The organism is Agrobacterium sp. ST15.13.013 (genome assembly GCF_027956525.1).
Classification (GTDB): Bacteria; Pseudomonadota; Alphaproteobacteria; order Rhizobiales; family Rhizobiaceae; genus Agrobacterium; species Agrobacterium salinitolerans.
Genome location: NZ_JAQKGP010000003.1, coordinates 225,904 through 249,894, shown reverse-complemented (window position 1 = coordinate 249,894; position 23,991 = coordinate 225,904). Strand labels below are relative to the sequence as shown.

The window sequence follows — 23,991 nt, the reverse complement described above, 5'->3', positions numbered from 1 at the left end:
TCCTCAGAGCCAGCCCTTCCAACGAAAAAAGAGAAACGGAATGATCGCGGACATCACCATCACGATCAGCGCAAGCGGATAACCAAATGTCCAGCTCAACTCCGGCATGAGCTGAAAGTTCATTCCGTAAATGGAGGCCACCAGCGTGGGTGGCAGGAACACCACCGACGCGATGGAAAAAATCTTGATGATGCCGTTCTGCTCGATATTGATGATCCCGAGCGAGGCGTCCAAGAGAAAGGTCAGATTGCCGGAAACGAAGGAGGCATGTTCATTCAGCGACTGGATATCGCGCCCGATCGACTTGCCCTGCTCCCGCGCGCCCTTGTCCTCGCGCACCTGATCGCTGGTGGACAGAAAGGTCTGAAGGCGCGCCAGCGATGCAAGGCTCACGCGGACCTTCGATATCAGCCGGTGATAGGCGGCGATGTTGCCGAGGCGGTCTTCGAGATAGCGCGGCGCCTTGCGTTTGGAACGAGCCTGGCTGCCGAGAATATCGGCGGCGAGATTGTCGATCCCCGTAACCGAGTTTTCGAGAATCTCCGCCGTGCGGTCGACGATGGTTTCGAGCAGCTTCAGGAGCAGCGCCGCGCCGCTGCGCATCTCATGCGGAACGCGCGTGATGGCGGCGGTGAAGAGATGGAAGGATTTCGGCTCGGCGTAACGGATTGTCACCAGACGCTTGCCGGCAAGGATGAAGGCGACGTCGGTGAGGCGGGGATCGTCCGAATCCGCCTTCCACACCAGAGAGGCGGTCATGAAGACATTACCGTCTTCCATATAAAGCCGACTGGAAGGTTCGATATCCTTCAGATCCTCACGGGTGGGCAGATCGAGCCCCAGCAGCTTTTCCACATGCTGCTCTTCCGCCCTGTCCGGATCGACGAGATCGATCCAGACGATGTCGTCGGGGACCTGTCCGGAGCCGTCGTCTGACGACAGGCTGATCGCCTCGCAATTGGCGCGATAGGCTTTTATCAATCCGTTTCTCCGCTCCACATTGCAGGCTTCAGCCGCAATGCTGCTTAACATATCCTGTTTGCGCTCGGCAAACCTTTGGACGACACTTCAGGGACCGTCGGAACAGGCGGGATTTTGACAATCTCGCCGGCCCGATGGACCAAGAGCCAAACGGCGCAGGCGTATGCGCCCAAAGCGAGACGCAATCAAGCAATATTTTTTCTCGACAGCATTGCAGGCGAAGCATTTCTGAATCTCAAATCCGGAAATGCTTTCGGATACTTCCGTTTAATCTTATGTTTTCAAACGACTATCGAGGAAGAAGCAACCCTGTCCGGCTTTGCTCCATGGCTGGGGTGTTATTCGAAAACAATCCTCGGGGCGGCTTTTTGCTCGCTTGCACCGATGCGCGCCCAGACTTTTTGCGCGATATCGCGGTAGACTGCGGCCTGCGGGCCATCGGGTTCTGCGGCGACGACCGGCGTTCCGGCATCTGACATTTCGCGGATGGATATGGTGAGCGGCACTTCGCCGAGAAACGGAACGCCGATCCTTTCCGCTTCAGCCTTCGCGCCGCCATGACCGAAAATATCGTAACGCGCACCGGTATCGGGCGCGATGAAATAGCTCATATTCTCGATGACGCCCAGCAGCGGTACTTCCACCTTGCGGAACATGGTGACGCCCTTGCGCGCATCGGAGAGCGCCAGATCCTGCGGCGTGGAAACGATGACGGCGCCGGCGAGCGGCACCTGCTGGGCGATGGTAAGCTGCGCGTCGCCGGTGCCGGGCGGCATGTCCAGCACCAGCACGTCCAGTTCGCCCCAGGCCACTTCGCGCAGCATCTGCATCAGGGCGGACTGCACCATCGGCCCGCGCCAGATCATCGCGGCTTCCTCATCCACCAGAAAGCCCATGGACATGACCTTCAGTCCGTAATTCTCCATGGGGAGGATGATGCGGTCTTCCTGTTGCTTCGGACGGCCGGAAATTTTCAGCAGCCGCGGCAGCGAGGGGCCATAAATATCGGCATCGAGCATGCCGACCTTGAGGCCGAGCGACTGGAGGCCGAGCGCCAGATTGACGGCGGTCGTCGACTTGCCCACCCCGCCCTTGCCCGAGGCCACGGCGATGATGGATTTGACCCCCGGCACGCCGACCTTTGACGAGCCGGGCTGAGTGGTCGGCCGGCCGGTTGCGGCGGCGGGGCGCGCCGGCGCGGGCTGCTGCTGGCCAGGCTTGCGGTCGGCCGTCAGCGCCACGACCGCGCCGACGATGCCCTCAACGCCCTTGGCCGCGTGTTCGGCGGCAAGCCGCAACGGCTCCATCGCCGCAGCCCTGTCGGCCGGGACGGTGATCGAGAAATAGGCCTTCGCATCGGCGATGAAAATTTCCGAGACCATGCCGAGTGCGACGATGCTCTTGCCGCTGCCGGGATAGACCACCGCTTCCAGCGCCTTTTCCACCTGGCTCCTGCTGACATCTGCCATATTCCTGCTCCGCTTCATCATCCGACCGGGTATTGCGTGCCATCCATAGACAAGCCGGAGCGCTTCGCCAATGCCAAAGCGCGACAACAGTCAGGCATTCGCGACGATTTGACGCTGCGGCTTCAGATCTCGTCGTCCATCTCCAGCGTTTCCGGGTCGAAAACATGACCGTCGAAAAAGCAGTCGGGGCCCAGCACCAGACCCGTGCGCGATGCGCCGACATGAACAGGCTCACGCAACGTGCCCTCAAGCTTCAGATTTGCGCCCGGCACCGGCGCAAAAAGCGGCTTCATCGCTTTGCGGAAAATATCCGGCCGGTAGGCGTTACGGGCCGCCTCCACCATGGCGGGATCGAACCGGTAATCGGCGGAAACCTCGCCCCAGCGCAGCATTTGGCTGAAGAACCACAGGGCCTGACTCTGCCATGGAAAATTGGCGGCCTTGGCGCTCGTCACGAAAAATTCCTGAAAGCGCTGCATGTCCTTCTGCGAGGTGGAAATATAGCCCGTCAGCGCCGGCAGCAGGAATTCACCGTTCTCATCCATATATTGAGGAGCGGCGAGGATGCCGGCCAGTTCCTCGATATTGGCGGTATTGGCGCACCATTCGCCGGCGCGGTAGAGGGCGCGCAGCAGCCCTTCCAGCAGGGCTGGGTTCTCCTCCGCCCAGCGCTTCTTCGCGGCCAGCATCTTTTCCGGCGCATTGCGCCAGATCAACGCCCCGGTGGTGACGATACGCCCCGCGCCGCCGAGCACCACGGCGCTGCCCGCCGGCTCGGCGGTACAGAGCGCATCGACCTTGCCGTTTTCCAGGAGCGCCGGCATGGCCTTCGGCAGCGCCTCGACGATTTCCATATCCCGGCCGAGCAGCACGCCGCAGCTTCCGAGCAGGTAACGCAGGGTATAAAAAGGCGTGGAGACGATATCTTCGACCGCAAAGACCGGAGGATTTCCGCCCGCCGCCCGGCGCGCGGCGCAGACACGGGCCATGGCGCGTCCAAAAGCCGCCGGGTCCGGTAACTTCAGCCCTTCGCGGTAGAGCTCGTTATAAAATCCGTGGGAAACGGTCGTCGCCGATCCGCCGAGGGAAAGCGTGAAAACGCCGACAATATCGGCGGGCAGATCGTCGAGGCCGACAGCCGAGCCGACCGGAACCGGGGCGGGCAGGTGCGCGACGTGAACGCCATCCTCGCCAAGCGCCGCAAGCACGGCGCGGGCGGACTGTTTTCGGAAAAGTTCAAGTTCTATGCCTTCATCGGCAGCAAAGCCTTTTTCGGCAGCGGCTATCAGCACGGCGCAATCGATAGTCGGAGAAAATCCTGCTTTTACCCTATGCCGTTCCGGCAAACGATTTCTCCTTTCCGGTGATTCGAAAAGAGGATCGCCCAGGAAACGGTTTATCACAATGATAAAATTACGGTTTCGCTATTTTATCAGGCCGACCCGCAGCGCTTTTGCGACGGCCTGGGTGCGGTTGACCGTGTCGAGTTTTTTCGTCGCGCGGTTCAGGTAATGATTGATGGTATGTTCCGACAGCATCATGATTTCAGCAATTTCGGCGCTGGTCTTGCCAGCGGCGGTCCAGTTCAGGCAGTCGATCTCCCGCTCGCTCAGTGTTTCGGGGACCCTGAGATCGAGCCGGCGGATTTCAGACAGCCGGGCGAAGACATGGCTGGAAATATATAAAAGCTCGGCAAGCCGGCTGGTGGGCACGGCCGTCCTGTTGCCGGAAAAAGATACCGCGCCGCGTCGCATGGTAATGTCGTGAACGGGAAACCAGACCGAATTGATCATCTCGAAACGTTCTAAAAGGTTGATCACGGTTTTCCTGGCGATTTCTCCCTCGCCTCCGACCAGAAAATCCATTGAGACGGAAAAGGGAACGGTCGATTTTTTCAACTGCGCCATCACCCGGCTGTTTTGCAGCATGCCCTCTTCATCGTAACGCTGCAGAAGCTCCGCCGGCCAGCTGGTGATGATCGTATATTGCGACAATTCGCTCGCCGCTTCCGACGACAGGTCAAGAACCATGAAAGCCTTGAATTCCCAGGCTTCCGTCAGCCGTTTCAGGAACCGGAATATATCGAATTGCGTGTTCAGACCAGCGATCTCGCGAACGCAATCAACACCAATCGACTGAACGGCGGCCGCCTCTGTTTTTTGCATCAAAGCTGTTCTTCGAGAATGAGAAATGCCGCCGCAAAGGCCTGCCCTTGCCCGGAAATTGTTGCGGATGTTACTCACCAAAACGATTCATGCAAACGAAAGTTGAAAACTTAATTCAGAATAGTCGAAAATAATATTGAACGTGTCTGAATGGGTGCAAGGCCGGCAGTTTCACCCCATAAAATCCATGGGTCAGAAGTCTTCGTTTTCCTCAACCATCCGCCACCGGGGATAATCTGCACGCAAGATCGTCGGAAATTCTGTCGGCGGTTTCGCGCACCAGGGGGCCCCATTTGCGAAGCTGTTCCACATCCACGCGATAGGCCGGACCGGTGACGGAAATCGCCGCGCGAAAATTGCGGCCGGGCGCCCGGACCGGTGCGGCAACGCAGTGAATTCCGATCTCGTGCTCCTGAAGGTCAAAACCGTAGCCGTTGTCTCGAATTGTCGCCACTTCCCCCATCAGCGCTTCCGGCGTTGTGACCGTGCTTTCCGTGAAGCGATGAAAATCCAGTTCCGCGGCCAGCTGCGCCAGATCGTCGGCGGAGAGCAGCGACAGCGCCGCCTTGCCCACGCCGGTGCAATAGGCTGGGGAGGTTTTGCCGACCTGCGAATGCATGCGCAATGTGTGCCGGCCCTCCATCTTGTCCAGATAGGTGACCTGTCCACCGTTCAGCACCGCGAGATGCACCGACTCCTGCGTCACCGCCTGCAAGGCCGCCAGATGGGGTGCCGCGACGCTGCGCAGGTCGTTACCGCTCCAGGCTTTCGCGGCCAGTTGCAGCAACCTCAGCCCCACGGCATAGGTCTGATCGGCAGCGTGATCGACAAGGCCTTCGGCAACGAGATGGGCGAGCTGGCGGTGAACCGTGCCGCGCGGCTGGCCACAGGCTTCGACCACATCGGTAAAGCGCATCGGTTTTTCAGCAAAGGCGATCAGCTCCAGCAGCGAGACAGCTTTGCCGAGCGTGCCCGTCTCAACGCCGGCCTTCCGCTGCGCCATTGGAACCGCATCAGGCTTTTGACGATTGGGCTTTTTATTATCGGGCATGGCAACATCCACCGTCATCTGCCTTGACATAAGCGTGACGCCAAGAGAATAATTCCATTTAGTAAAATCTAGTTCCAAATATTGGAACAAGCAAGCCTTTCATGGACGAGATGACGCCGATGACGCAAGCCCAATTTCCGGACCTCAAGGATGCGGGCGTGCTCGTCACCGGCGGCGGTTCCGGCATCGGAGCATCGTTGGTGGAAGCCTTTGCGATGCAAGGCGCGAAGGTTTCTTTCATCGACATCGCCGAAGAACCAAGTCTGGCGCTCGTCAAGCGGCTTGCGACAACGGCGCCGCATCCGGTTCACTTCTTCAAGACCGACCTCCGTGATATTGCGGCGATCGGAAAGACGGTGGAGGCGGCGGCCTCCGCCACCGGCGGGATCAAGGTACTGGTCAATAACGCCGCCTGGGACGACCGCCACGACATAGACACGGTGACGGAGGCCTATTGGGACGCCAATCAGGCGGTCAATCTGAAGCAGATGTTCTTCACGGTTCAGGCAGCCCTGCCCTATCTCCGGCAGGCGAAAGACGCGTCCATCGTCAATTTTTCATCCATCTCGTTTCTGCTCAATATGGGCGATCTGCCCTCCTATGCGGCGGCCAAGGCCGGTATCATCGGGCTGACGAAAAGCCTGGCAGGCCGGCTGGGCCCGGAAAATATACGCGTCAACACGCTTTTGCCCGGCATGATCGTGACGGAACGGCAGAAGGAACTATGGCTGACGGATGAGGGTATTGCGGCCACCACCGCGCGGCAATGCCTGAAACGCACGCTCGTCGCTGCCGATCTCTCGGGCCCGTGCCTGTTTCTCGCATCATCGGCATCGGGCGCCATCACGGCGCAATCCATAATCGTAGACGGAGGCCTTCTATAATGTCTGAACCCGCTTTCATCGCCGTCGACTGGGGTACGACCAGTTTCCGGCTCTGGCTCATGAGCCGATCGGGCGCGGTGCTGGCGGAGCGCAGAAGCACGGAAGGTATGACCACCGCCATGCGGACCGGTTTTGCCGACGTACTGCAATCGCATCTCGACGCCATCGGCGCGCCGGAAGATCTGCCGGTTATCGTCTGCGGCATGGCAGGGGCGCGGCAGGGCTGGGTCGAGGCGGGTTATATCGACGTGCCGGCGTCGCTTTCGGCGGTTCCGGGCGGCGCGGTTCGTGTGCCGGGCCAGGCGCGGGATGTGCGCATTCTGCCGGGGCTGGCGCAGCGGGACAAAACCGCGCCCGACGTCATGCGCGGCGAGGAAACGCAATTGCTCGGCGCTCTCGCCTCCTCGGATGCCGGTGAAAAACTCGTCTGCATGCCAGGCACCCATTCCAAATGGGTGACCGTGAAGGATGGCGGCGTGACCGGCTTCGCCACGTTCATGACCGGCGAGCTCTTCGAAGTCGTCTCGAAACAGACGATCCTTTCCCATGCGGTGGCCGAGGCCGAAGCCTTTACCGGCGAGCATGAGGCTTTCACGGCGGCGGTGCGCGACATCTATGCCAATCCGCAGCTTGCGACCAATCGCTTTTTCACCCTTCGCTCCGGCCAATTGCTGCACGGCCTCACCGCCACCGACGCCAAGGCCAAGCTGTCCGGTATCATGATCGGGCTGGAAATCGCCGGCGCGCATTCGCAGGCGAAGCGGGAGACGCCGGTGGTTCTGATCGGCTCCGGCGCACTCGGCTCGCTTTATGAAGGTGCCTTCACCGCCCTTGATATCCACTATACGGTCATTGATGCAGACGAGGCCGTGCGGCGCGGATTGCTGGCCGCTGCAAATGCCATCTGGCCATAAGAAGAAAGATCGACCATGCGTATTCCCTTCCCTTCCATCCAATATCCGCTGATCGCCATTCTGCGCGGCCTGAAACCCGAGGAAACCGAAGGCGTCGTCGGCGCACTGATCGAAACCGGCTTCCGCGCCATTGAAATTCCGCTGAACTCGCCCGATCCGTTCCGCTCCATCGAGATCGCCGCGAAGATGGCGCCCGCCGATTGCCTGATCGGAGCCGGCACCGTGCTCAGCGTTGAAGACGTGGCGTCGCTGGATGCGGCCGGTGGAAAGCTGATGGTGAGCCCGAATGCCGATGCGGAGGTCATTACCGCTGCGCGTGAAAAAGGCATGGTGACGATGCCGGGGGTCCTCACCCCCACCGAGGCGCTGGTGGCAGCGAAGGCCGGTGCGACCGGGCTCAAATTTTTCCCCGCCAGCATCATCGGCCCCGCCGGCATCAATGCCATCAGGACGATTCTGCCGAAGGATCTGGTCATCGCCGCCGTCGGCGGCGTCTCGGACAAGAATTTTTCTGAATATACCTCGGCCGGTATCGTGGCTTTCGGGCTTGGCACCAGCCTTTACAAGCCGGGCATGACGGCGGCGGAGGTGCGCGAACGCGCCACTGTCACACTTTCAGCCTATGATGCTGCCATCGGAGGATAAGAGCTTGGCCACTGTTTTTCCCTTTACCGGACGCGTTCTGGACGAAACGCCGATGCTGCTCGGCGAAGGCCCGACCTTCGACCCCGCGACCGGCACCGCCTGGTGGTTCAATATTCTCGAGCGGGAACTGCATGAGCTGCATCTCGCCTCCGGCCGCAAGACCGTGCACGCTTTGCCCTTCATGGGCAGTGCGCTCGCCAAGGTCAGCGACAGCAAGCAGCTGATCGCCTCCGATGACGGGCTTTTCCTGCGCGACACGGCAACCGGCGTGCTGACCCTGCATGCGGAGCTGGAAATGGATTTGCCCGACAACCGCTCCAATGACGGGCGCATGCACCCCTCCGGCGCGCTGTGGATCGGCACCATGGGCCGCAAGGCGGAGACCGGTGCGGGCAGCATCTATCATGTCGCGAAGGGCACCGTGACCAAGCTGTTTGCCGGGATCAGCATTCCGAATTCGATCTGTTTCTCGCCCGATGGCGCGACGGGATATTACGTCGATACCAAGGTAAACAAGCTGATGCGGGTGCCGCTCGATGCCGAGACCGGCCTGCCCTCCGGCAAAGCTGAAGTCTTCATCGATTCCACGGGTATCAAAGGCGGCATCGACGGGTCGGTCTGCGATGCCGAAGGGCATATATGGAACGCCCGCTGGGGCGTGGGCGCCGTGGATCGTTACGACACGGACGGCAATCATATCGCCCGATATGAGGTGCCCGGCGGACAGACGACCTGCCCCGCCTTCATCGGCCCCGACGCATCGCGCCTTCTCGTGACATCCGCGCGCGAACATCTCGACGACGACGCCCTTGCCACCAATCCGCAGCATGGGTTGACGTTCGAGCTGGGGGTTGACGTCAAGGGCCGGTTTGAGCCGCTTTACCGGTTGTGAAGCGCGGCATCCGCCAACCTCTTCTCATTCCTGTGCTTGTCGCAGGAATGAGGGTTGTGGGGATGCGCCGGCGCGCACAAGCTCGGCTGAGATACTGCTTTCTCCAACAAGCGTAACGACCAAGCCGCACCGCATCAGGAAATATCCGACAATATCTCGCGGTAATTCTCGTGCAGATAACGCTGGGTCGCGGCGGCGTCGGCGGGGCGGCCGTAGAAATAGCCCTGCCCCATGGCGCAGCCGAGTGCGAGCAGCTTTTCCTCTTCCGCCCGTTCTTCTATCCCCTCGGCCACCACCTCGAGATCGAGGCCTTCGCACATGGCGACGATGGCCTTGATGATATGTTCGGAAGGGCGGTCGCTGCTGATGCGCGAGACAAAGGCGCGGTCGATCTTCACCTTGTCGAAGGTGAAATCCCTCAGGCGGCCGAGGCTGGACTGGCCGGTACCGAAATCGTCGAGGGAGATGCGAACACCCGCGCTCTGCAATTCGCTGATGATACGCTGCGCGGTATCGGCAGACGTCATGACAGCCGTTTCGGTGATTTCAAGCTCCAGCCGGTGCGGGTCGAGGCCGACACGCGAGAGAATGGACAAAATATTGTCCGCCGTGCTTGGGTCCATCAATTGCGCGGAAGAGAGGTTGAAAGACAGGAAAAGCTCGCGCGGCCAGAACAGGGCCGCCTCCGCCGCCTTTCGGAGCAAAGCTTCCGACAGTGCGTCGATAAAGCCGCGCTCTTCTGCCAGCGGCACGAAAACGGCAGGCGATACGAAGCCGAGATCCGGGTCGTTCCAACGGGCGAGCGCCTCGAAACCGATGACCTTCGCCTCTTCCAGTCTGACGATGGGCTGGAAATGCACGTCGATGGCGTCGGTGATGATGGCGTTTCTGAGCGCCTGTTCCAGCTGCGTGGCGCGCTTCATTTCCTGCGCGATCTCGCGCGAATAGACGGTGATCTGGCCGCGGCCGCGTCTCTTGGAGCGATAAAGCGCTGTTTCAGCGCTTTTCAGCAAATCCTCGAATTCATCGCCGGCGAAGGGATAGATGGCAAAACCGAAGGAGGAGGACAGACGGACGTTGCGGTCGCCGAGATCGTAAGGGGCCGAAAGCACGTCCTTGATCATGTTGCCAATGCGTTCCGCGCCGATGCGCTCGAAGACCAGCGGCAGCACGAAGGCGAACTCGTCGCCGTCATGGCGCGTCACGATCGCGCCGTCGGGAATGCAGGCTTTCAGCCGGTGCGCGACCTGGCAGAGGATTTCATCGCCCGCCTGCACGCCGAACAGATCGTTGATAGGTTTGAAGCCGTCTATATTGGCGATGCCGACCGTGAAGGGCGCCGGATCGCTGGAGCGCTCGCTGGCAAGCATGCGAATCTTGTCCCGCAGACGGTAGCGGTTGCCGAGCCCCGTCAGCGGGTCGCTGTAGGCCATCGCCTGCAGCTCGTTCTGGCTGACCTGCAACGTTTGCGGCTCTGCCCGTTTCATTTCTGCATCTCGTGAATCCTGTGTCGCCCGCGGTCACAATGCAGTGCAAGTATTAAAAAAGCCATAGCCTTCCGGCAATGGCAATTTCAGGCCCGTAGCCGCAAGCCGTCCTTGCCGAAAAGCCGCAGGAAAACCGCCTCGACCATGTCCGGGCTGACGGGTTTCAAAAGCATGTCGTCCATGCCGGATGCCCGGCATTTGTCGAGATCGCCCTCGAAAGCGTGGGTGATGACGCCGACGATGGGAATGTGCTTGTCTCCGCCAAGGCTGCGCATGCGGCGGGCGACTTCGAAGCCGTCGATATCGCCCAGCGTCGTATCGAGCAGGACGGCGGAAGGCGGCTGTTCGGCAAAGAGCCGCAGCGCCTCTTCGCCCGAGGTGGCGAGCCGCCAGGAAAGCCCAAGGCCTTCGAGTATCTGTGAAAAGACGATCTGGTTAACCCTGTTGTCCTCGACGAGAAGTATTTCGCAGACACCGCCGGTCTTCAAGATTGCAGGCAGATCATCCGTCATGATTTCCCAGTCTTCGTCAGCGGCTTTCTCCTTCGGGGAGGCAGCGGCGAGATAATGCAGCAGGGAGGCCTCAATCTCCTCTTCCTCGATAGTGACGACGGGCAGGGCATGCGCCGAGGCAATATCGAGGCATGCAACGCTCATTTGGGCATCGACAACCACCACATCGATGCTCACCCCGGCGGAGGCTGCGACCTCGATGAAGGCACGCTGTTCGTCCTCACTCGTCACCGCCGCATGGTCCATGCCGCCCGCCGTCAGCCGGCGACCGGCGGCTTCCGCAAAATGTCCGCTTGCAGAGACGATCAGCACTGCCTTGCTTTTTAATACCCCGCCATGATTGTCCGGCTCTTCGTCCTTGCCATAGGTGGAGGCGACGAAGGGGACATGTTCGAGCGAGGGGATGACGGGCGTGCCGTTGGCGTCGATGGTAGCGAGAGCGGTCACGTCCTCCATCGTCGTTACCAGAAAATATCGGCCGGGCCTGCCCACACGCTGCTTGCGGGTGATGGTCAGCACCTCTTCGCCATTCAGACGCCGCACCCTTTCCGGGATGATGCTCGGCACGCCGCTATCCAGCACCATACGATCGGCGACATCGATCCGTCCGGCAACCTTGCGCGAGTGGAGATCGAAAACGGTACGGCCAAGAATGCTCTCGGGACTTGTCTCGACAAGGGCACAGGCGGATTTGTTGACAGCGGCATAGGCCATGTTCCGATCCTTGACGAAGACGGGAAATGGCAGATTGTCGAGAATGTCCTCGATGAGCTGCACGCGCTCGAGATCGATGCGCCATTGCTCTTCACGTTTCTTCTGTTCGGAAATATCCGCAACCACGCTGATGCCGAGGCCGGACGGCAGGCGGTTCATGACGAAGCGCAGGAAGCGCTCTCCCTTCAGCCGTTCGGTTTTTTCCGATCTTTCCTTCCAGTGCAGCGCCAGGCGTTCGCCGATCCATTCCTCCCGGCCGAGGGGGCGGGCATTGGCGGAAAGACTTTCCGCTTCCAGCAGATAACAATCATATAGCGCGCTCAGATAGTCGCGCAGCCGCGCACCCGGGCCGATAACGGCCTCTTCCAGTGGAAAAAAGCTGAGGAGTTTCCGGCTTGCGAAAATAATGTGATCGTTCCGGTCGTAAACGACTATCGCCGCGCCAAGCGCGTCGCAAAGGGCATCAAGCATCACCGTATGAACGCCCGCGCCAGAGGACGCCAAATCACTCAACTGCAAACTCCCGCCTGTTTTTCAGGGGTCAGGCTTATGTTTCTAGTGGAATCGTCCAGGGCAAATGCCGGGATGAAACGAAAAATTCCGCAAAAGAGACATCAGGGTTTGCAACTTGAAGCAGTCTTGAGGGGAAGATGACGCTCACCCATAGTCGACGTCACACGCCACCCGGCGAAGGCGGCCCCCGTTCCTGCGGTCATTTCAAGCCGCCTCACCATAATCAAGGCCGATTAAAGGCGGATTAACGCTTAGCGCCATGTTGACGGAAATGATCAAATGCCAGACAGGCCGCAAAACATGTGCAAATTTCCGCAGCCCGAGTTTTTTGCTTTCGAAGCCGTAGCGAATCCGCGAAAATGACGATCATGGCCATCAAGCAGCTTTCAGAAACCCTTATCAACCAGATCGCCGCCGGCGAGGTCATCGAAAGACCCTCCAGCGCCACGAAGGAACTGGTGGAAAACGCCATCGACGCGGGCGCGACGCGGATCGAGATCGCGACGGCCGGCGGCGGTAAGGGACTGGTGCGGATTACCGATAACGGTTCCGGCATGTCGCCTGCCGATCTGGAGCTTGCGGTCAGGCGTCACTGCACCTCGAAAATTTCCGATACGCTGGACGATATCCGCACGCTCGGGTTTCGCGGCGAGGCGCTGCCCTCCATCGGCTCGGTCGCCAAGCTGACGATTACCAGCCGGCAACAGGGCGCTGAACAGGGTTCGGTGATTTCCGTCACCGGCGGCAAGGTGTCCGATGTCCGGCCCGCCGCTTCGAATGCCGGCACCATCGTCGAGGTGCGGGACCTGTTCTTCGCCACCCCCGCGCGGCTGAAATTCCTGAAGACGGAACGGGCGGAGGCGGCCGCGATCACCGAGGTCGTCAAACGCATGGCGATCGCCTTTCCGCATATTCGTTTCGTGCTATCGGGCACCGATCGTTCGACGCTTGAAATCCCCTCCACCGGCGATGACCATCTGGCCCGCATGGCGCAAATTCTCGGCGCCGAGTTCAAGGACAATGCGATAGAGATCGACGCCGGGCGCGAGGATGTGACGCTCTCCGGTTTTGCCGGCGTGCCGACCTTCAATCGCGGTAACTCGGCGCATCAATATGTCTTCGTCAACGGCCGGCCGGTGCAGGACAAGTTGCTTTTATCCGCCATTCGCGGCGCTTATGCCGAAACCGTGCCGCATGGGCGATATCCTGTCGCGGTGCTGTCCATCACGCTCGACCCCGCCTTTGTGGATGTGAATGTGCATCCTGCAAAGTCCGACGTGCGTTTTCGCGATCCCGGCCTCATTCGCGGGCTGATCGTCGGCGCGATCCGACAGGCGCTGACGCGCGACGGCGACAGGGCTGCGACGACGGGGGCGAGCCAGATGATGAACGCCTTCCGCCCCGGCTACAGCCCGTCCGGCCTTCGGCCCTCGCCTTCCATAGCAGCCGCCGCGCCATGGTCCGCTGCCACCTCGCCTTCGCGCCCGCTTGCGGTTTCCGGGGACATGCAATTTGCCGAGGCGGTGCAGTCACGTTTTTCCGACATCACCATGCCGACTGCGAGGGCCGAGCCTCGGGACACTGACGAGACCGCCGCAAGCCCCCCGTCTGAACCTGTGCTATATCCGCTCGGAGCGGCGCGGGCGCAACTGCACGAGAACTACATCATCGCGCAGACGGAAAACGGCCTCGTCATCGTCGACCAGCATGCCGCGCACGAGCGGCTGGTGTTCGAACAGATGCGCAATGCGCTGCATTCGAGGCGGCCGCCTTCGCAGGTGTTGCTCATCCCCGAGATCATCGACCTGCCGGAAGAGGATTGCGACCGGCTGATGGATCATGCCGCCGGTTTCGATGCGCTCGGGCTCGTCATCGAGCGTTTCGGACCGGGCGCGGTCGCCGTCCGGGAAACGCCGGGCATGCTGGGCGAAGTCAATGTGCAGGGGCTGGTGCGCCAGCTTGCTGACGAGATCGCCGAATGGGACGCAGCCTCAACGCTTGCCAACAAGCTGGAATATGTCGCGGCCACCATGGCCTGCCACGGCTCCGTGCGTTCCGGCCGGCGCATGCGGCCGGAGGAGATGAACGCGCTTCTGCGGCAAATGGAAAACACGCCGGGTTCCGGCCAGTGCAATCACGGCCGTCCGACCTATATCGAACTGAAACTTTCCGATATAGAACGGCTCTTCGGCCGTAGCTGACGCCGCAAGCAGGCGGGGCTGGCCTTGCGCCACGCCGCGCTATATAAATTCGAGATACTGGAGCACCCAATTGTTCAGGAAAACGCTGCGCCGTTTCGGACTGGGTGCGCTCACAGGACAGAGCAGGAGACGAAAACGGATGAACAGATTTGAAGGAGGCGGTAACCGCCTCGCCGTCATCGAATATCTCGACGGTGACTTCCGCATCGTCCAGACCGGCTCGCACGTCATCTGCGCCATGACGGCCAAGACCATTCCGCTCGATGAGCTGCGCTACTGGAGCGTGGCGCGGCAGGAGGCCTATGTGGATGCGGCGGCTTCGCTGGAAGCCGAAAAGAAGGCTGGCGATTTGCCCGCGTGAGTTGGGAAGCGGCGCGTTGAGTATTGCGCGTCATGTGCCTTCCCTCATCCCTGTGCTTGTCACAGAGATGAGAAGGAAGTGGGTGCACGGCGGTTTATCTTCTTCGGTACTCTAAACCGACGTCCGCGCATTTTCCCGCAGCAAACGCGCGCGGCAGTTTCCCACCGCCGTATCGATGATCGCCGCGGCCGCGTTGGGGTCGTCGAACACCATGTCGATTTCGATCACCAGACTGTTCCACAGCAATTCTTCCGCCCTGCCGTGGTGTCCGTTAAGCCGCACGGCATCCTTTGCCGTCGTCACCAGCTGCAGATCATCTTTGCCGGCGTCCTGCAAAAGATCGGCGATCTCGTCGTCGCTGAAATGGTGATGATCCGGGAAAGAGCGCTGCAGCACGATGTCGCCGCCGAGCGCCTCGACGGTTCGATAGAACTTGGCCGGGTCGGCGATGCCGGCATAGGCCAGCACGCGTCTTCCCCTGAAATCCTGCGGCTCCTGCGGCGTGATTGCCGCAACGAAGACGGGCTTGGCGGCCTTTGCCGCCTGCCTGACCAGCGCATCGGCCGCGTGGCCTTTGCCGACCTTCAGAAGCCCTGTCATGTGCCGCATCTGTTCAGCAAGCGGCGCCCTCACCGGACCGCCCGGCACGAGATGGCCGTTACCGATGCCGCGCATCGTATCGATGACGACAAGCGCATAATCCAGCGTCAGGCGCGCGCTCTGGAAACCATCATCCATGATGATGAGATCGACGCCTTCTTTCACCAGACGGTGTGCGCCTTCCACGCGCTTGCGGGAAATGACTGTGATCGCCTCCCGTGCCAGAAGCAGCGGCTCATCGCCGACATCGGCGGAGCGGTGACGCCGGGGATCGACAAGGGTGGTGACGTCGAGCGTGCCGCCGTAGCCACGGCTGAGAAATCCGGGTTTCAGGCCCTTGGCGACGGCGGCTCTCGCAATTGCCATCGCCGTCGGTGTCTTGCCGGCCCCTCCCACGGTGAAGTTGCCGATGCAGATGACCGGAACGGCAACGCTTGCCCTCTTCGCCGTTTGCATCCGCCGGCCGGCTATCTTGCCGTAAACAAGCGAGAAAGGAGACAGGAGCCACGCCTGCCATCCCGCTTTCTGCCACCAGAACGGCGGCGCTTCAGAAACCATCTATTCCCGCTCCCGGCCGCGTCGCCCACGGCATTCCGTTCGCCCGTCACATGTCAGGAGGTTGTTTGCCAGAAAAAACCGTAAATTGCAAAAATGGAATAAACGGGTTTGACCGAGCCGCACCCCGCCCGGCGGAAACCCGCCGGGTTCAGAGAGCCCGTTCCGGCAAAAGCGCTTCGAGCGCGGTAATGTCATCGAAACAATAATCGGCATCCGCGTCAAGGCTTTCGCGTGAGCCTGTTCCGGTCAAAACGGCGATGCGCAGACCGGCGCCAGCACTCTTTGCCATGTGCAGATCGTGGTTATTGTCGCCGACAACAGCCACGCGTTCCGGCGGGAAGCCTATCGCCTCGCAGAAACCCAGGACCATACCGGGCTGCGGCTTGGTGCCGTAACCGCTGTCATATCCCGCGACAAAATCGAGGTCCTTTTCGAAACCGAAGCGGATGGCGGTCTGGCGGATGGAGTTTTCATTGTCGCTGGAGGCGATGCCAAGCTTGTAGCCCCGCGCCTTCAACCTTGCGAAAAATGCCTTGAGATCGGTTACCGGCACGGATTTATCCGCAGCCTCGGTAAATAACCGGTCGAGGCGCGCCGTCAGTTCCCCGACATCGCAGGGCGAGCCGGCGGCAACCAGACCGGCGGCGATTTCCGCCGTATTGCCGGCGGCCAGCAGGCTGTCCGGCACCACATGACCGGTAACGGGGTCCATGCCGCAGGCGGAAAGAAGCCGGTCGGCAAGAACGGGATCGCCATTGGCCGCGATGGTCGCAAGCTCGCGGTTGACCGGACCCCAGCTGGCGTCATAGCCGAGAAGCGTTCCGTCCTTGTCGAAAAGGACTGCGGCAATCGATTGTGCCGCATCAAGTTCAATATCCGCTACCATGAACCGATGGCGCTCCGCGGTTGCAGCTTGGCGGAAACGGTAAGCGGATTGATATAGGGTTCCAGCGCCTTGACGGTGGAGGACAGCGCACCGCGCATATCCTGAATGACCCGGTTGCCCGCATCGATCATCTTGTAACGCTCATTGTCGTTGACCAGCAGATAATGCACCGCCTTGGCCAACATCTCCACATCGCGGATGATACGACCGCCGCCGGCGCGGATCAGCTTCTGATAGGCCTCGCGGAAATTCTGCACATGCGCACCTGAGAGGACGGCGCAGCCGAGCATCGCCGGCTCCAGCGGATTTTGCCCGCCTTCGGCCGTCAGCGACCGGCCGACAAAGGCAAGTTCGGTCAGCCGAAGGTAGAGCCCCATTTCGCCGATGGAATCGCCGAGGAAAATATCGGTTTCCGGGGTAATCACATCATTGCGGCTGCGGCGGGCGACGGAAAGGTTCATGCTCTTCAGCATGGCTTCCACATCATCACCGCGCTCGGGATGGCGCGGCACGATGATGGTCAGTTGGCCGTTGCGCGACTTGATCGCCGCATGCACGGTGGCGGCAGCCTTCTCCTCGCCGTCGAAGGTGGAGATGGCGGCCCATGTCTTGCGATTGCCGACCTGCTTGCGATAGTGCTCCAAAAGCGCCTCGTCACAGGGCGGCGGATCGGTATCACCCTTGAGGTTACCCGAAATCACCACCGGCCAGGAGCCGAGATCGCGGAAACGTTCAGCATCGAGATCGGACTGCGCAACCACCAGCGCCAGCTTTGAGAACAGCGATTCCGCAATGTCGTGGCGGGCTTTCCAGCGGTCAAAGGAACGGTCGGAGAGGCGCGCATTGACCCTGATCTGCGGGATGTGCCGGCGCTCCAGTTCCATCATCGTCACCGGCCAGATTTCCGATTCCGCTGTTATGGCGGCATCCGGCGCCCAATAGGTGAGGAAACGGTTGACCGCGATCTTGATATCGAGCGGCACATATTGGTGGATCACGTCGTCACCGAGCCGGGTGCGGGTGAGTTCAGCCGATGTGACGGTGCCGGTGGTCAGAAGCACGTAGATATCGCGCTTGCGGATTTCGCGGATCAGCGGGATGAGGGCAAGGGTTTCACCGACACTTGCGGCATGGAACCAGACGAGCGGCCCGCGCGGGCGCTCGGCGCTCGCATAACCGAAACGTTCGAGCCGGCGGCGCTTGTCTTCCTTGCCTTTCGCGGCCCGATAGGAAAGATAGGGCTTGGCGAACGGGTAAGCGGCGATACCGGCAATCCGGTAACCGGAAAGAGCGAAACGTGCGAGACGGCTGCTCATGACATTCTGCCCTTGATCATTCCGCGCAATGCCCTGCCCCTGTTCTGGTTGTTATCGCCGCCTACTTCTTCTCAAATTGCGTCATTTTTTGTCATCGGAAACGAAAGCGCGATCACATTTTCTCGTGTCGCAATACCGTGCCCTGCTGTCTCAAGCAGGAATCACGGGTAAAACCGCCTTCACCCAATAGTATTACAACGCAAGGGGAAAAGGACTCAAATTTTATCGTCGGGATTGAGAAGACGGTGCATATGCACGATAAAATAACGCATATGGGCATTGTCGACCGTCATCTGCGCCTTGGACTTCCATGCGGTCAGCGCAGAAGCGTAATCCGGATAGATGCCGACGATATCGAGTGCGTTCAAATCCCGGAACTGAACATCCTGAAGGTTTTCAAGTTCGCCGCCGAAGACGAGGTGCAGCAGCTGTTTCGGTTTGCCAGTTTCCGTCATGTCTTTATCTCTTTCTTAAACGCTGAGAGAGGCCTTCATCTGCGGGATTTCCCGGCAAACGTCAACCGTCAGACAGATGTGAAAACGCTTTCAAAAGTTCCGGCAGCGCATAATTTGCTGCGGCGCACAATGCGGGGTGGTTTACCTGCCGGCGATTATACATCAGAGGTTTTCCATCGAGCCCGACCAGCCGGCCGCCCGCTTTCTCCAGAATGAGGTCGGCGGCGGCGAGATCCCACTCGTGCGAGTTGGCCTTGACGAGCGTTCCATCGATGCGGCCATCCGCCACCATGGCCAGCCGGTAGGCGAGCGAGGGCACGTGCGGAATGCGCTTGACGCCGCCCCGCACCCCTTCCGGCAGATGCGTGATCACGTCTTCGGGCGCTGCCAGATGGAAGATGCCGGCATTTTCGCGCGCGGCAAAAACGGGCAACCCATTCTTCAGAGCTTCACCGCCTTCAAATGCGGTAAACTCCTCGGCAAGCGCCGGTGCGACGAGCGCCGCGACCACCGGCCGGCCCTCATGCACCACCGCAACGCTGATGCACCATGTATCCCGCCCACCAATAAAGGCGCGGGTTCCGTCAATGGGATCGACCACAAAGACGGTGGTACGGGACAGCCTGTCCGTATCGTCATCCGTCTCCTCGGAAAGCCAGCCGTAATCCGGCCGGGCGGAGCGCAGGATGGTTTCGAGAATTTCATTGGCGGCGTAGTCGGCCGCGCTGACCGGCGAAAGCCCACCATTCTTCCACCAGACCTCGGGGTCCTTGCGGAAGAAACCCAGCGCCGTCTCGCCCGCCTTGCGGGCGGCTTCAAGCACCAGCCTCAAATCGGAGGCCCAGCGGGCCTCAGCCGTATCGTTCATTTTGCCGTCTTTTCCGCGCGCCTCACACGGCGCGCCCGTTTTTCTCTTCGCACTTGCACATAAAGTGCCCGCGAAAACAACCCGCAGGCCGCCTCACTTGCCAGCGATCGTCATACCTTCGATGGCGAGCGTCGGGGCTGCGACGCCGTATTTGCGGTCGATATCATTGGCCGGCGTCACCCGCATGAACATGTCCTTCAGGTTGGACGCGATGGTGACCTCGGAAACCGCGAAGGTCTTTTCGCCATTCTCGATCCAGAAACCGCTCGCGCCGCAGCTATATTCACCCGTGATCATATTGGCGCCGTGGCCGATCAGCTCGGTGACGTAAAAGCCGGTTCCGACCTGTCTCAGCAAGTCCTCCGGCGAGAGATCGCCCGGCTCCAGCGCGAGATTGGTAGAAGCTGGCGAAACCGCCGTGCCGCCGCGCACACCGCGACCGTTGGTTTCAAGACCGAGTTCCCGCGCCGCGGAGGTGGAGAGGAACCAGTGCTTCAAAAAACCGTCCTCGATCATTGTCATCTTCTCGCCGCGAACACCCTCGCCATCAAAGGGACGCGAGGACGGGCCACGCACGATCTGCGGATCGTCGGTGAGATAAAGACCCTTTTTCAGAACCTGCTGGCCCATTTTATCGCGCAGGAAGCTGGTCTTGCGGGCAACCGACGCGCCGTTGATGGCGCCGGCAATCGCACCGACGAAACCGCGAGCGATGCGCGGATCGAAGACCACGGTGATGTTGCTGCCGGTATCGACCTGACGTGGACCGACACGCCGCACGACTTTTTCCCCGGCGCGGCGGCCGATTTCTTCGGCGGCATCGAGATCGGCATAATAAAGACGGCTGTCGAAATCGTAGTCGCGCTCCATCTTGGTGCCTTCGCCGGCGATGACGCTGACGGAGCGGCTGAAACGACTACCCATGTAGCTGCCGGAAAAACCGTGTGAGGTAGCGAGGACGAGGCCGCCCATACCGCTCGATGCGCCGGCGCCGGAGGAATTGCTGACGCCTTTGACGGCCAGCGCCGCCTCTTCCGACGCAAGGGCTGCCTCACGCAGCTGATCGGCCGAGACTTCGGTCGCATCGAAAAGCTCGAGATCGTCGTAGGACGTCGCAAGCCGCTCCTTATCCGCCAGGCAGGCAAAAGGATCTTCGGGCGAGACCTTCGCCATGGCGACGGCCCGTTCCGCCAGCGTCTTCAGGTCAAAGCCGGGATTGGCCGAAACGCTCGCCACCCGGCGGCCCACAAAGACGCGCAGGGAAAAATCGTCGCTTTCGGAGGATTCGGTGCTTTCCACCTTGCCGAGCCGCACGCCGACCGACTGCGAGCGGGAGCGGACGACAACGGCATCCGCCTCATCCGCACCGGCGGCGCGGGCAAGATCGACAAGCTGGCTGGCGCGATCGAGAAGTTTGGAAGAATCTATTTCTGAGGACATGAGTTGGCCTTTCATTCCTGTTCCATTTATTGTGCCAGCAACCCCGCATCAAGGGCGAAACGCCGCTTTCTCTATTCGGACGGTATTGTCGCCACCCTATTCGAAAGTCCGCAGCCATGACCGAGCACGACGCTCTCTTTTCCGAACCATTGCTGCTTCTGGCCGGCGCGGTCATCGCGGCCTCGGTTTTCCGCAAGCTCGGGCTTGGCACCGTACTGGGCTATCTGGTGGCGGGCATCGTCATCGGGCCGTTCCTGCATCTGGTCACCGATGCGAAGGACATCTTCAATGTTTCGGAACTGGGCGTGGTTTTCCTGCTCTTCATCATCGGGCTGGAACTGAAGCCATCGCGCATCTGGCAGATGCGGCGCGATATTTTAGGGCTGGGGATGGCGCAGGTGCTGGTGACCGGCAGCGTGCTGGCGGCGATTGCCTGGTGGGCGGGGCTGATCGACTGGCGCGGCAGTCTCGTCGCGGGTTTCGGTCTAGCGCTTTCTTCCACCGCCTTTGCGCTGCAAATTCTTGCCGATGACGGCGACATGAATACGCGGCACGGCAACCGGTCCTTCTCGATCCTGCTGTTTCAGGATCTCGCCATCGTGCCGCTTCTTGCTCTCGTCACCATTCTTTCCAACCGGCCGGATGTGCCGACGGATTCCATGGTATCCGATCTCATAGCCTCCGTCGTTGCGGTGGCGGGCATGATCCTTGCCGGGCGCTATCTTCTGACGCCGATGTTCCAGATCATCGCCCGTACGGGTGCACGCGAGGTGATGATCGCCGCCGCCCTCTTCGTCGTCATCGGCGCCGCCGCCGTCATGGAAGCGGTGGGCTTGTCGATGGGCATGGGCGCGCTGCTGGCGGGGCTGATGCTGTCGGAATCGTCCTACCGGCACGAGCTGGAGGCCGATATCGAGCCGTTTCGCGGACTGCTTCTGGCGCTGTTCTTCATGGCTGTCGGCATGTCGCTGCATATCCATATCGTCTATGAAAACATCCTGCTCATCCTGATCACAGTGCCGGCGATGATGGCGGTGAAGGCGGGGCTGATCTATGGCCTCTGCCGCATCGCCGGGTCTTCGCGCTATGCGTCGAGCCGCATCGCCCTGCTTCTGGCGCAGGGCGGCGAATTCGGCTTCGTGCTCTTCACCACGGCTGCCGCCTCCGGGCTGTTTCCGCAGGCGACGGCCTCGATCCTCGTTGCCGTCGTCACGCTTTCCATGGCGCTGACGCCGCTTCTGGCGGTGATTTCACGGCGTCTGACCGCGGAGGATGCGGAAGAGGACAAGCTTGAGGAGGATTTCGACGGCGCGGGCGCGGATGTGCTGATGATCGGTTTTTCCCGTTTCGGCCAGATCGCCTCGCAAATCCTGCTCGCTGGCGGGCGCGACGTGACCGTCATCGACAGTTCGGCCGACCGCGTGCGGCAGGCCGCCCGTTTCGGCTTCCGCATCTTTTTCGGCGATGGCACCCGCAAGGACGTGCTGATCGCCGCCGGCATCGAGCGGGCAGATCTGGTTGCGGTCTGCACTCACAAAAAGGAGGTGACCGACCGTATCATCGACATGATCCAGTCGGAATTTCCAAGCGTGCGCATCTATGCTCGCTCCTATGACCGCATCCATTCGCTGGGCCTCAGAAAGAAGGGCGTGGAATACGAAATCCGCGAGACGCTGGAATCCGGCCTGCTGTTCGGCAGGCGCATTCTGGAAGGGCTGGATATGGATGGCGAAAGGGCGTTGGCGATTGCCGACGACATTCGCGAACGCGACGAAGAGCGGTTGCAGTTACAGGCCGTGGAAGGCATCGCCGCCGGCCGGCAGATGCTGCATAACAAGCCGGTACGCGAAGTGAAGCCCGAACCGCTGATGAAGCCGAAGACCAAGGCTGAAAAGTGGGAAGAGGATGCGGAAGACAGCGAGACGGAAGTTTCGCTGTGAATTGAGTTCAACTTAGTGACTGGGAGAGCGCCACTTGTTTCTTCTCCCCGCCGGGGAGAAGAAACGGGTGGCACCCGCTCGCTCCCTATTCAGGATTTAACGCTCAAGCCTCCACACCCTGCCCGCGGTGAAACAGCTCCACCTGCATCTCGATATGGCGTTTCAGCTCGTCTTTGATACCGCTGGAGGCATTCAGCACCTCCTCCGACTTCAAAAAATCCAGCACGCCGAAACGGTGGACCGGGGGGCGAAGGAAAATGTGTGGCGGGCGTAACCTCAGTTTCAGGGCAATCGCCGCCTGCATCATCAGCTGGCTGGCGCCGAACAGGCTATCCAGCCGGTTCGGCATGGTGGTGCCGTCACCTTCCGGGCCACCGACGACATCGACGCCGATGACGATATCGGCCCGATCCAGCAGATGTTCATAGGGCACGGGATTGAAGATGCCGCCGTCGATCATGATGCGGCCATCGATGCGCACCGGCATGAACAGTGCCGGAATGGCGGCGGATGCCGCCAGCGCCTGAATGATCTCGCCGCTTTCCACCAACACTTCGGTCTGGGCGTAATAATCCGTCGTTATCACTTTGAGCGGAATGGCAAGCTCGGAAAAATCCTTCGGCAGGGCCTGCGGCATCAAGGCGTGCAGGATGAGTTCGAGGTTGAACTGCCCGAGGCGAAAACCGTCCACCGCATGGCGCATCGATGCCGGGCCGAGGCTCCAGAGCCGGTTGGCGACCGATCCTTTTCGTCCCATGAGTTCAAGCGTGTATTCGCGGATTTCCCGGCCGGTCATGCCGGCCGCCATGCCCGCGCCGATGATGGAGCCTATGGACGAACCGGAAATCGCAACGGGCCGGATGCCGAGTTCGTCCAATGCCTCGATGACGTTGATGTGGCAGATGCCGCGTGCGCCGCCGCCGCCGAGCGCCAGTCCGAAAGTCGGCTCATGGCCACCCGCGCCGTCACCTTCGAGAACCTCTTCCCCGGCGCGGACGATCGTTATGCTCTCGTTTACACCCTGCTCCATGCGAATACCCAAATTCTTTCCACGGCAAAGATTCTGCCTATTGCGCAAACAAGACAAGACCGTGGCATGACGGTAAGGTGTTCCTGTCGGAGTGTTTTCGCTTTTCTTC

21 protein-coding genes are annotated in these 23,991 nt (G+C 60.7%); 7 read left to right on the top strand and 14 right to left on the bottom strand.

Going from position 1 to position 23,991, the window contains the following annotated elements; genetic code table 11:
• Positions 1-3: 3 nt before the first annotated feature.
• The 5 genes from PL597_RS04835 to PL597_RS04815 all read right to left on the bottom strand — a co-directional run bounded on the left by PL597_RS04835 (position 4) and on the right by PL597_RS04815 (position 5,696).
• The gene (locus PL597_RS04835) at positions 4-981 is read right to left on the bottom strand and encodes a magnesium transporter CorA family protein (protein WP_162520479.1); all 978 of its coding nucleotides are present in this window, start codon (positions 979-981) and stop codon (positions 4-6) included.
• A gap of 338 nt (positions 982-1,319) precedes the next feature.
• Positions 1,320-2,450: an Mrp/NBP35 family ATP-binding protein gene (locus PL597_RS04830; RefSeq protein ID WP_271364682.1), complete on the bottom strand. Its 1,131-nt coding sequence runs from the start codon at positions 2,448-2,450 to the stop codon at positions 1,320-1,322.
• Between the two features lie 122 nt (positions 2,451-2,572).
• A complete protein-coding gene (locus PL597_RS04825) occupies positions 2,573-3,796 on the bottom strand; it encodes a CmpA/NrtA family ABC transporter substrate-binding protein (protein WP_137409852.1) in 1,224 nt (407 codons plus the stop codon).
• A 78-nt stretch (positions 3,797-3,874) separates the two neighbouring features.
• A complete protein-coding gene (locus tag PL597_RS04820; protein ID WP_269823286.1) occupies positions 3,875-4,615 on the bottom strand; it encodes a helix-turn-helix transcriptional regulator in 741 nt (246 codons plus the stop codon).
• 211 nt (positions 4,616-4,826) lie between these two features.
• The gene (locus PL597_RS04815) at positions 4,827-5,696 is read right to left on the bottom strand and encodes an IclR family transcriptional regulator (RefSeq protein ID WP_269823287.1); all 870 of its coding nucleotides are present in this window, start codon (positions 5,694-5,696) and stop codon (positions 4,827-4,829) included.
• 71 nt (positions 5,697-5,767) lie between these two features.
• On the opposite strand from PL597_RS04815, the gene PL597_RS04810 reads away from it, so the two are divergent.
• The 4 genes from PL597_RS04810 to PL597_RS04795 are packed head-to-tail and all read left to right on the top strand — an operon-like array spanning position 5,768 to position 9,001.
• Positions 5,768-6,550, top strand: a complete 783-nt coding sequence (locus PL597_RS04810; protein WP_173988245.1) for an SDR family NAD(P)-dependent oxidoreductase — start codon at positions 5,768-5,770, stop codon at positions 6,548-6,550.
• A complete protein-coding gene (locus PL597_RS04805) occupies positions 6,550-7,464 on the top strand; it encodes a 2-dehydro-3-deoxygalactonokinase (protein WP_271364681.1) in 915 nt (304 codons plus the stop codon). The genes PL597_RS04810 and PL597_RS04805 overlap by 1 nt, the downstream gene beginning before the upstream one ends.
• A gap of 15 nt (positions 7,465-7,479) precedes the next feature.
• A complete protein-coding gene (locus PL597_RS04800) occupies positions 7,480-8,109 on the top strand; it encodes a 2-dehydro-3-deoxy-6-phosphogalactonate aldolase (protein WP_077982855.1) in 630 nt (209 codons plus the stop codon).
• Positions 8,110-8,113: 4 nt separating this feature from the next.
• On the top strand, positions 8,114-9,001 hold the full coding sequence (locus PL597_RS04795) for an SMP-30/gluconolactonase/LRE family protein (RefSeq protein WP_142912828.1): 888 nt from the start codon (positions 8,114-8,116) through the stop codon (positions 8,999-9,001).
• A gap of 134 nt (positions 9,002-9,135) precedes the next feature.
• Here the strand turns inward: PL597_RS04795 and PL597_RS04790 are convergent, their stop codons facing one another.
• Positions 9,136-10,488: a putative bifunctional diguanylate cyclase/phosphodiesterase gene (locus PL597_RS04790; protein WP_077982856.1), complete on the bottom strand. Its 1,353-nt coding sequence runs from the start codon at positions 10,486-10,488 to the stop codon at positions 9,136-9,138.
• A gap of 86 nt (positions 10,489-10,574) precedes the next feature.
• Positions 10,575-12,185, bottom strand: a complete 1,611-nt coding sequence (locus PL597_RS04785) for a response regulator (RefSeq protein ID WP_165691209.1) — start codon at positions 12,183-12,185, stop codon at positions 10,575-10,577.
• Positions 12,186-12,595: 410 nt separating this feature from the next.
• Here PL597_RS04785 and mutL point away from each other — a divergent pair, with 410 nt between their 5' ends.
• Complete coding sequence (gene mutL, locus PL597_RS04780) at positions 12,596-14,428, top strand: DNA mismatch repair endonuclease MutL (RefSeq protein ID WP_271364714.1); 1,833 nt, start codon at positions 12,596-12,598, stop codon at positions 14,426-14,428.
• A 139-nt stretch (positions 14,429-14,567) separates the two neighbouring features.
• Complete coding sequence (locus tag PL597_RS04775; protein WP_137409844.1) at positions 14,568-14,789, top strand: DUF2093 domain-containing protein; 222 nt, start codon at positions 14,568-14,570, stop codon at positions 14,787-14,789.
• Positions 14,790-14,900: 111 nt separating this feature from the next.
• On the opposite strand, the gene lpxK is transcribed toward PL597_RS04775, so the two are convergent.
• The 6 genes from lpxK to PL597_RS04745 form a co-directional block, all read right to left on the bottom strand.
• Positions 14,901-15,947 (bottom strand): tetraacyldisaccharide 4'-kinase, encoded by a 1,047-nt coding sequence (gene lpxK, locus PL597_RS04770; RefSeq protein ID WP_269823289.1) that lies wholly within the window; start codon positions 15,945-15,947, stop codon positions 14,901-14,903.
• 148 nt (positions 15,948-16,095) lie between these two features.
• A complete protein-coding gene (locus PL597_RS04765; RefSeq protein ID WP_271364680.1) occupies positions 16,096-16,833 on the bottom strand; it encodes an HAD family hydrolase in 738 nt (245 codons plus the stop codon).
• The gene (gene waaA / locus PL597_RS04760; protein WP_137409841.1) at positions 16,827-18,149 is read right to left on the bottom strand and encodes a lipid IV(A) 3-deoxy-D-manno-octulosonic acid transferase; all 1,323 of its coding nucleotides are present in this window, start codon (positions 18,147-18,149) and stop codon (positions 16,827-16,829) included. Before waaA ends, PL597_RS04765 begins: the two co-directional genes overlap by 7 nt.
• A 215-nt stretch (positions 18,150-18,364) precedes the next feature.
• On the bottom strand, positions 18,365-18,604 hold the full coding sequence (locus tag PL597_RS04755; RefSeq protein WP_006313175.1) for a DUF4170 domain-containing protein: 240 nt from the start codon (positions 18,602-18,604) through the stop codon (positions 18,365-18,367).
• Between the two features lie 61 nt (positions 18,605-18,665).
• Positions 18,666-19,472 carry a 3'(2'),5'-bisphosphate nucleotidase CysQ gene (locus tag PL597_RS04750; RefSeq protein WP_271364679.1) on the bottom strand — a complete coding sequence of 269 codons (807 nt, stop codon included), beginning with the start codon at positions 19,470-19,472 and terminating at the stop codon, positions 18,666-18,668.
• Between the two features lie 93 nt (positions 19,473-19,565).
• Positions 19,566-20,912, bottom strand: coding sequence for a TldD/PmbA family protein (locus PL597_RS04745; protein WP_271364678.1), 1,347 nt, complete (start codon positions 20,910-20,912; stop codon positions 19,566-19,568).
• A 116-nt stretch (positions 20,913-21,028) separates the two neighbouring features.
• Here PL597_RS04745 and PL597_RS04740 point away from each other — a divergent pair, with 116 nt between their 5' ends.
• The gene (locus PL597_RS04740; protein WP_077982863.1) at positions 21,029-22,852 is read left to right on the top strand and encodes a monovalent cation:proton antiporter-2 (CPA2) family protein; all 1,824 of its coding nucleotides are present in this window, start codon (positions 21,029-21,031) and stop codon (positions 22,850-22,852) included.
• A gap of 103 nt (positions 22,853-22,955) precedes the next feature.
• Here the strand turns inward: PL597_RS04740 and PL597_RS04735 are convergent, their stop codons facing one another.
• Positions 22,956-23,882 (bottom strand): patatin-like phospholipase family protein, encoded by a 927-nt coding sequence (locus PL597_RS04735; RefSeq protein WP_077982864.1) that lies wholly within the window; start codon positions 23,880-23,882, stop codon positions 22,956-22,958.
• Positions 23,883-23,991 lie beyond the last annotated feature (109 nt).

Coding starts and splice junctions, on each gene's coding strand:
- PL597_RS04785 (WP_165691209.1), bottom strand. CDS start 12,185: ATGCTTGATGCCCTTTGCGACGCGCTTGGCGCGGCGATAGTCGTTTAC.
- PL597_RS04810 (WP_173988245.1), top strand. CDS start 5,768: ATGGACGAGATGACGCCGATGACGCAAGCCCAATTTCCGGACCTCAAG.
- PL597_RS04735 (WP_077982864.1), bottom strand. CDS start 23,882: ATGGAGCAGGGTGTAAACGAGAGCATAACGATCGTCCGCGCCGGGGAA.
- waaA (WP_137409841.1), bottom strand. CDS start 18,149: ATGAGCAGCCGTCTCGCACGTTTCGCTCTTTCCGGTTACCGGATTGCC.
- mutL (WP_271364714.1), top strand. CDS start 12,596: ATGGCCATCAAGCAGCTTTCAGAAACCCTTATCAACCAGATCGCCGCC.
- PL597_RS04740 (WP_077982863.1), top strand. CDS start 21,029: ATGACCGAGCACGACGCTCTCTTTTCCGAACCATTGCTGCTTCTGGCC.
- PL597_RS04775 (WP_137409844.1), top strand. CDS start 14,568: ATGAACAGATTTGAAGGAGGCGGTAACCGCCTCGCCGTCATCGAATAT.
- PL597_RS04820 (WP_269823286.1), bottom strand. CDS start 4,615: ATGCAAAAAACAGAGGCGGCCGCCGTTCAGTCGATTGGTGTTGATTGC.
- PL597_RS04805 (WP_271364681.1), top strand. CDS start 6,550: ATGTCTGAACCCGCTTTCATCGCCGTCGACTGGGGTACGACCAGTTTC.
- PL597_RS04755 (WP_006313175.1), bottom strand. CDS start 18,604: ATGACGGAAACTGGCAAACCGAAACAGCTGCTGCACCTCGTCTTCGGC.
- PL597_RS04790 (WP_077982856.1), bottom strand. CDS start 10,488: ATGAAACGGGCAGAGCCGCAAACGTTGCAGGTCAGCCAGAACGAGCTG.
- PL597_RS04800 (WP_077982855.1), top strand. CDS start 7,480: ATGCGTATTCCCTTCCCTTCCATCCAATATCCGCTGATCGCCATTCTG.
- PL597_RS04765 (WP_271364680.1), bottom strand. CDS start 16,833: ATGGTAGCGGATATTGAACTTGATGCGGCACAATCGATTGCCGCAGTC.
- PL597_RS04830 (WP_271364682.1), bottom strand. CDS start 2,450: ATGGCAGATGTCAGCAGGAGCCAGGTGGAAAAGGCGCTGGAAGCGGTG.
- PL597_RS04750 (WP_271364679.1), bottom strand. CDS start 19,472: ATGAACGATACGGCTGAGGCCCGCTGGGCCTCCGATTTGAGGCTGGTG.
- lpxK (WP_269823289.1), bottom strand. CDS start 15,947: ATGGTTTCTGAAGCGCCGCCGTTCTGGTGGCAGAAAGCGGGATGGCAG.
- PL597_RS04815 (WP_269823287.1), bottom strand. CDS start 5,696: ATGTCAAGGCAGATGACGGTGGATGTTGCCATGCCCGATAATAAAAAG.
- PL597_RS04745 (WP_271364678.1), bottom strand. CDS start 20,912: ATGTCCTCAGAAATAGATTCTTCCAAACTTCTCGATCGCGCCAGCCAG.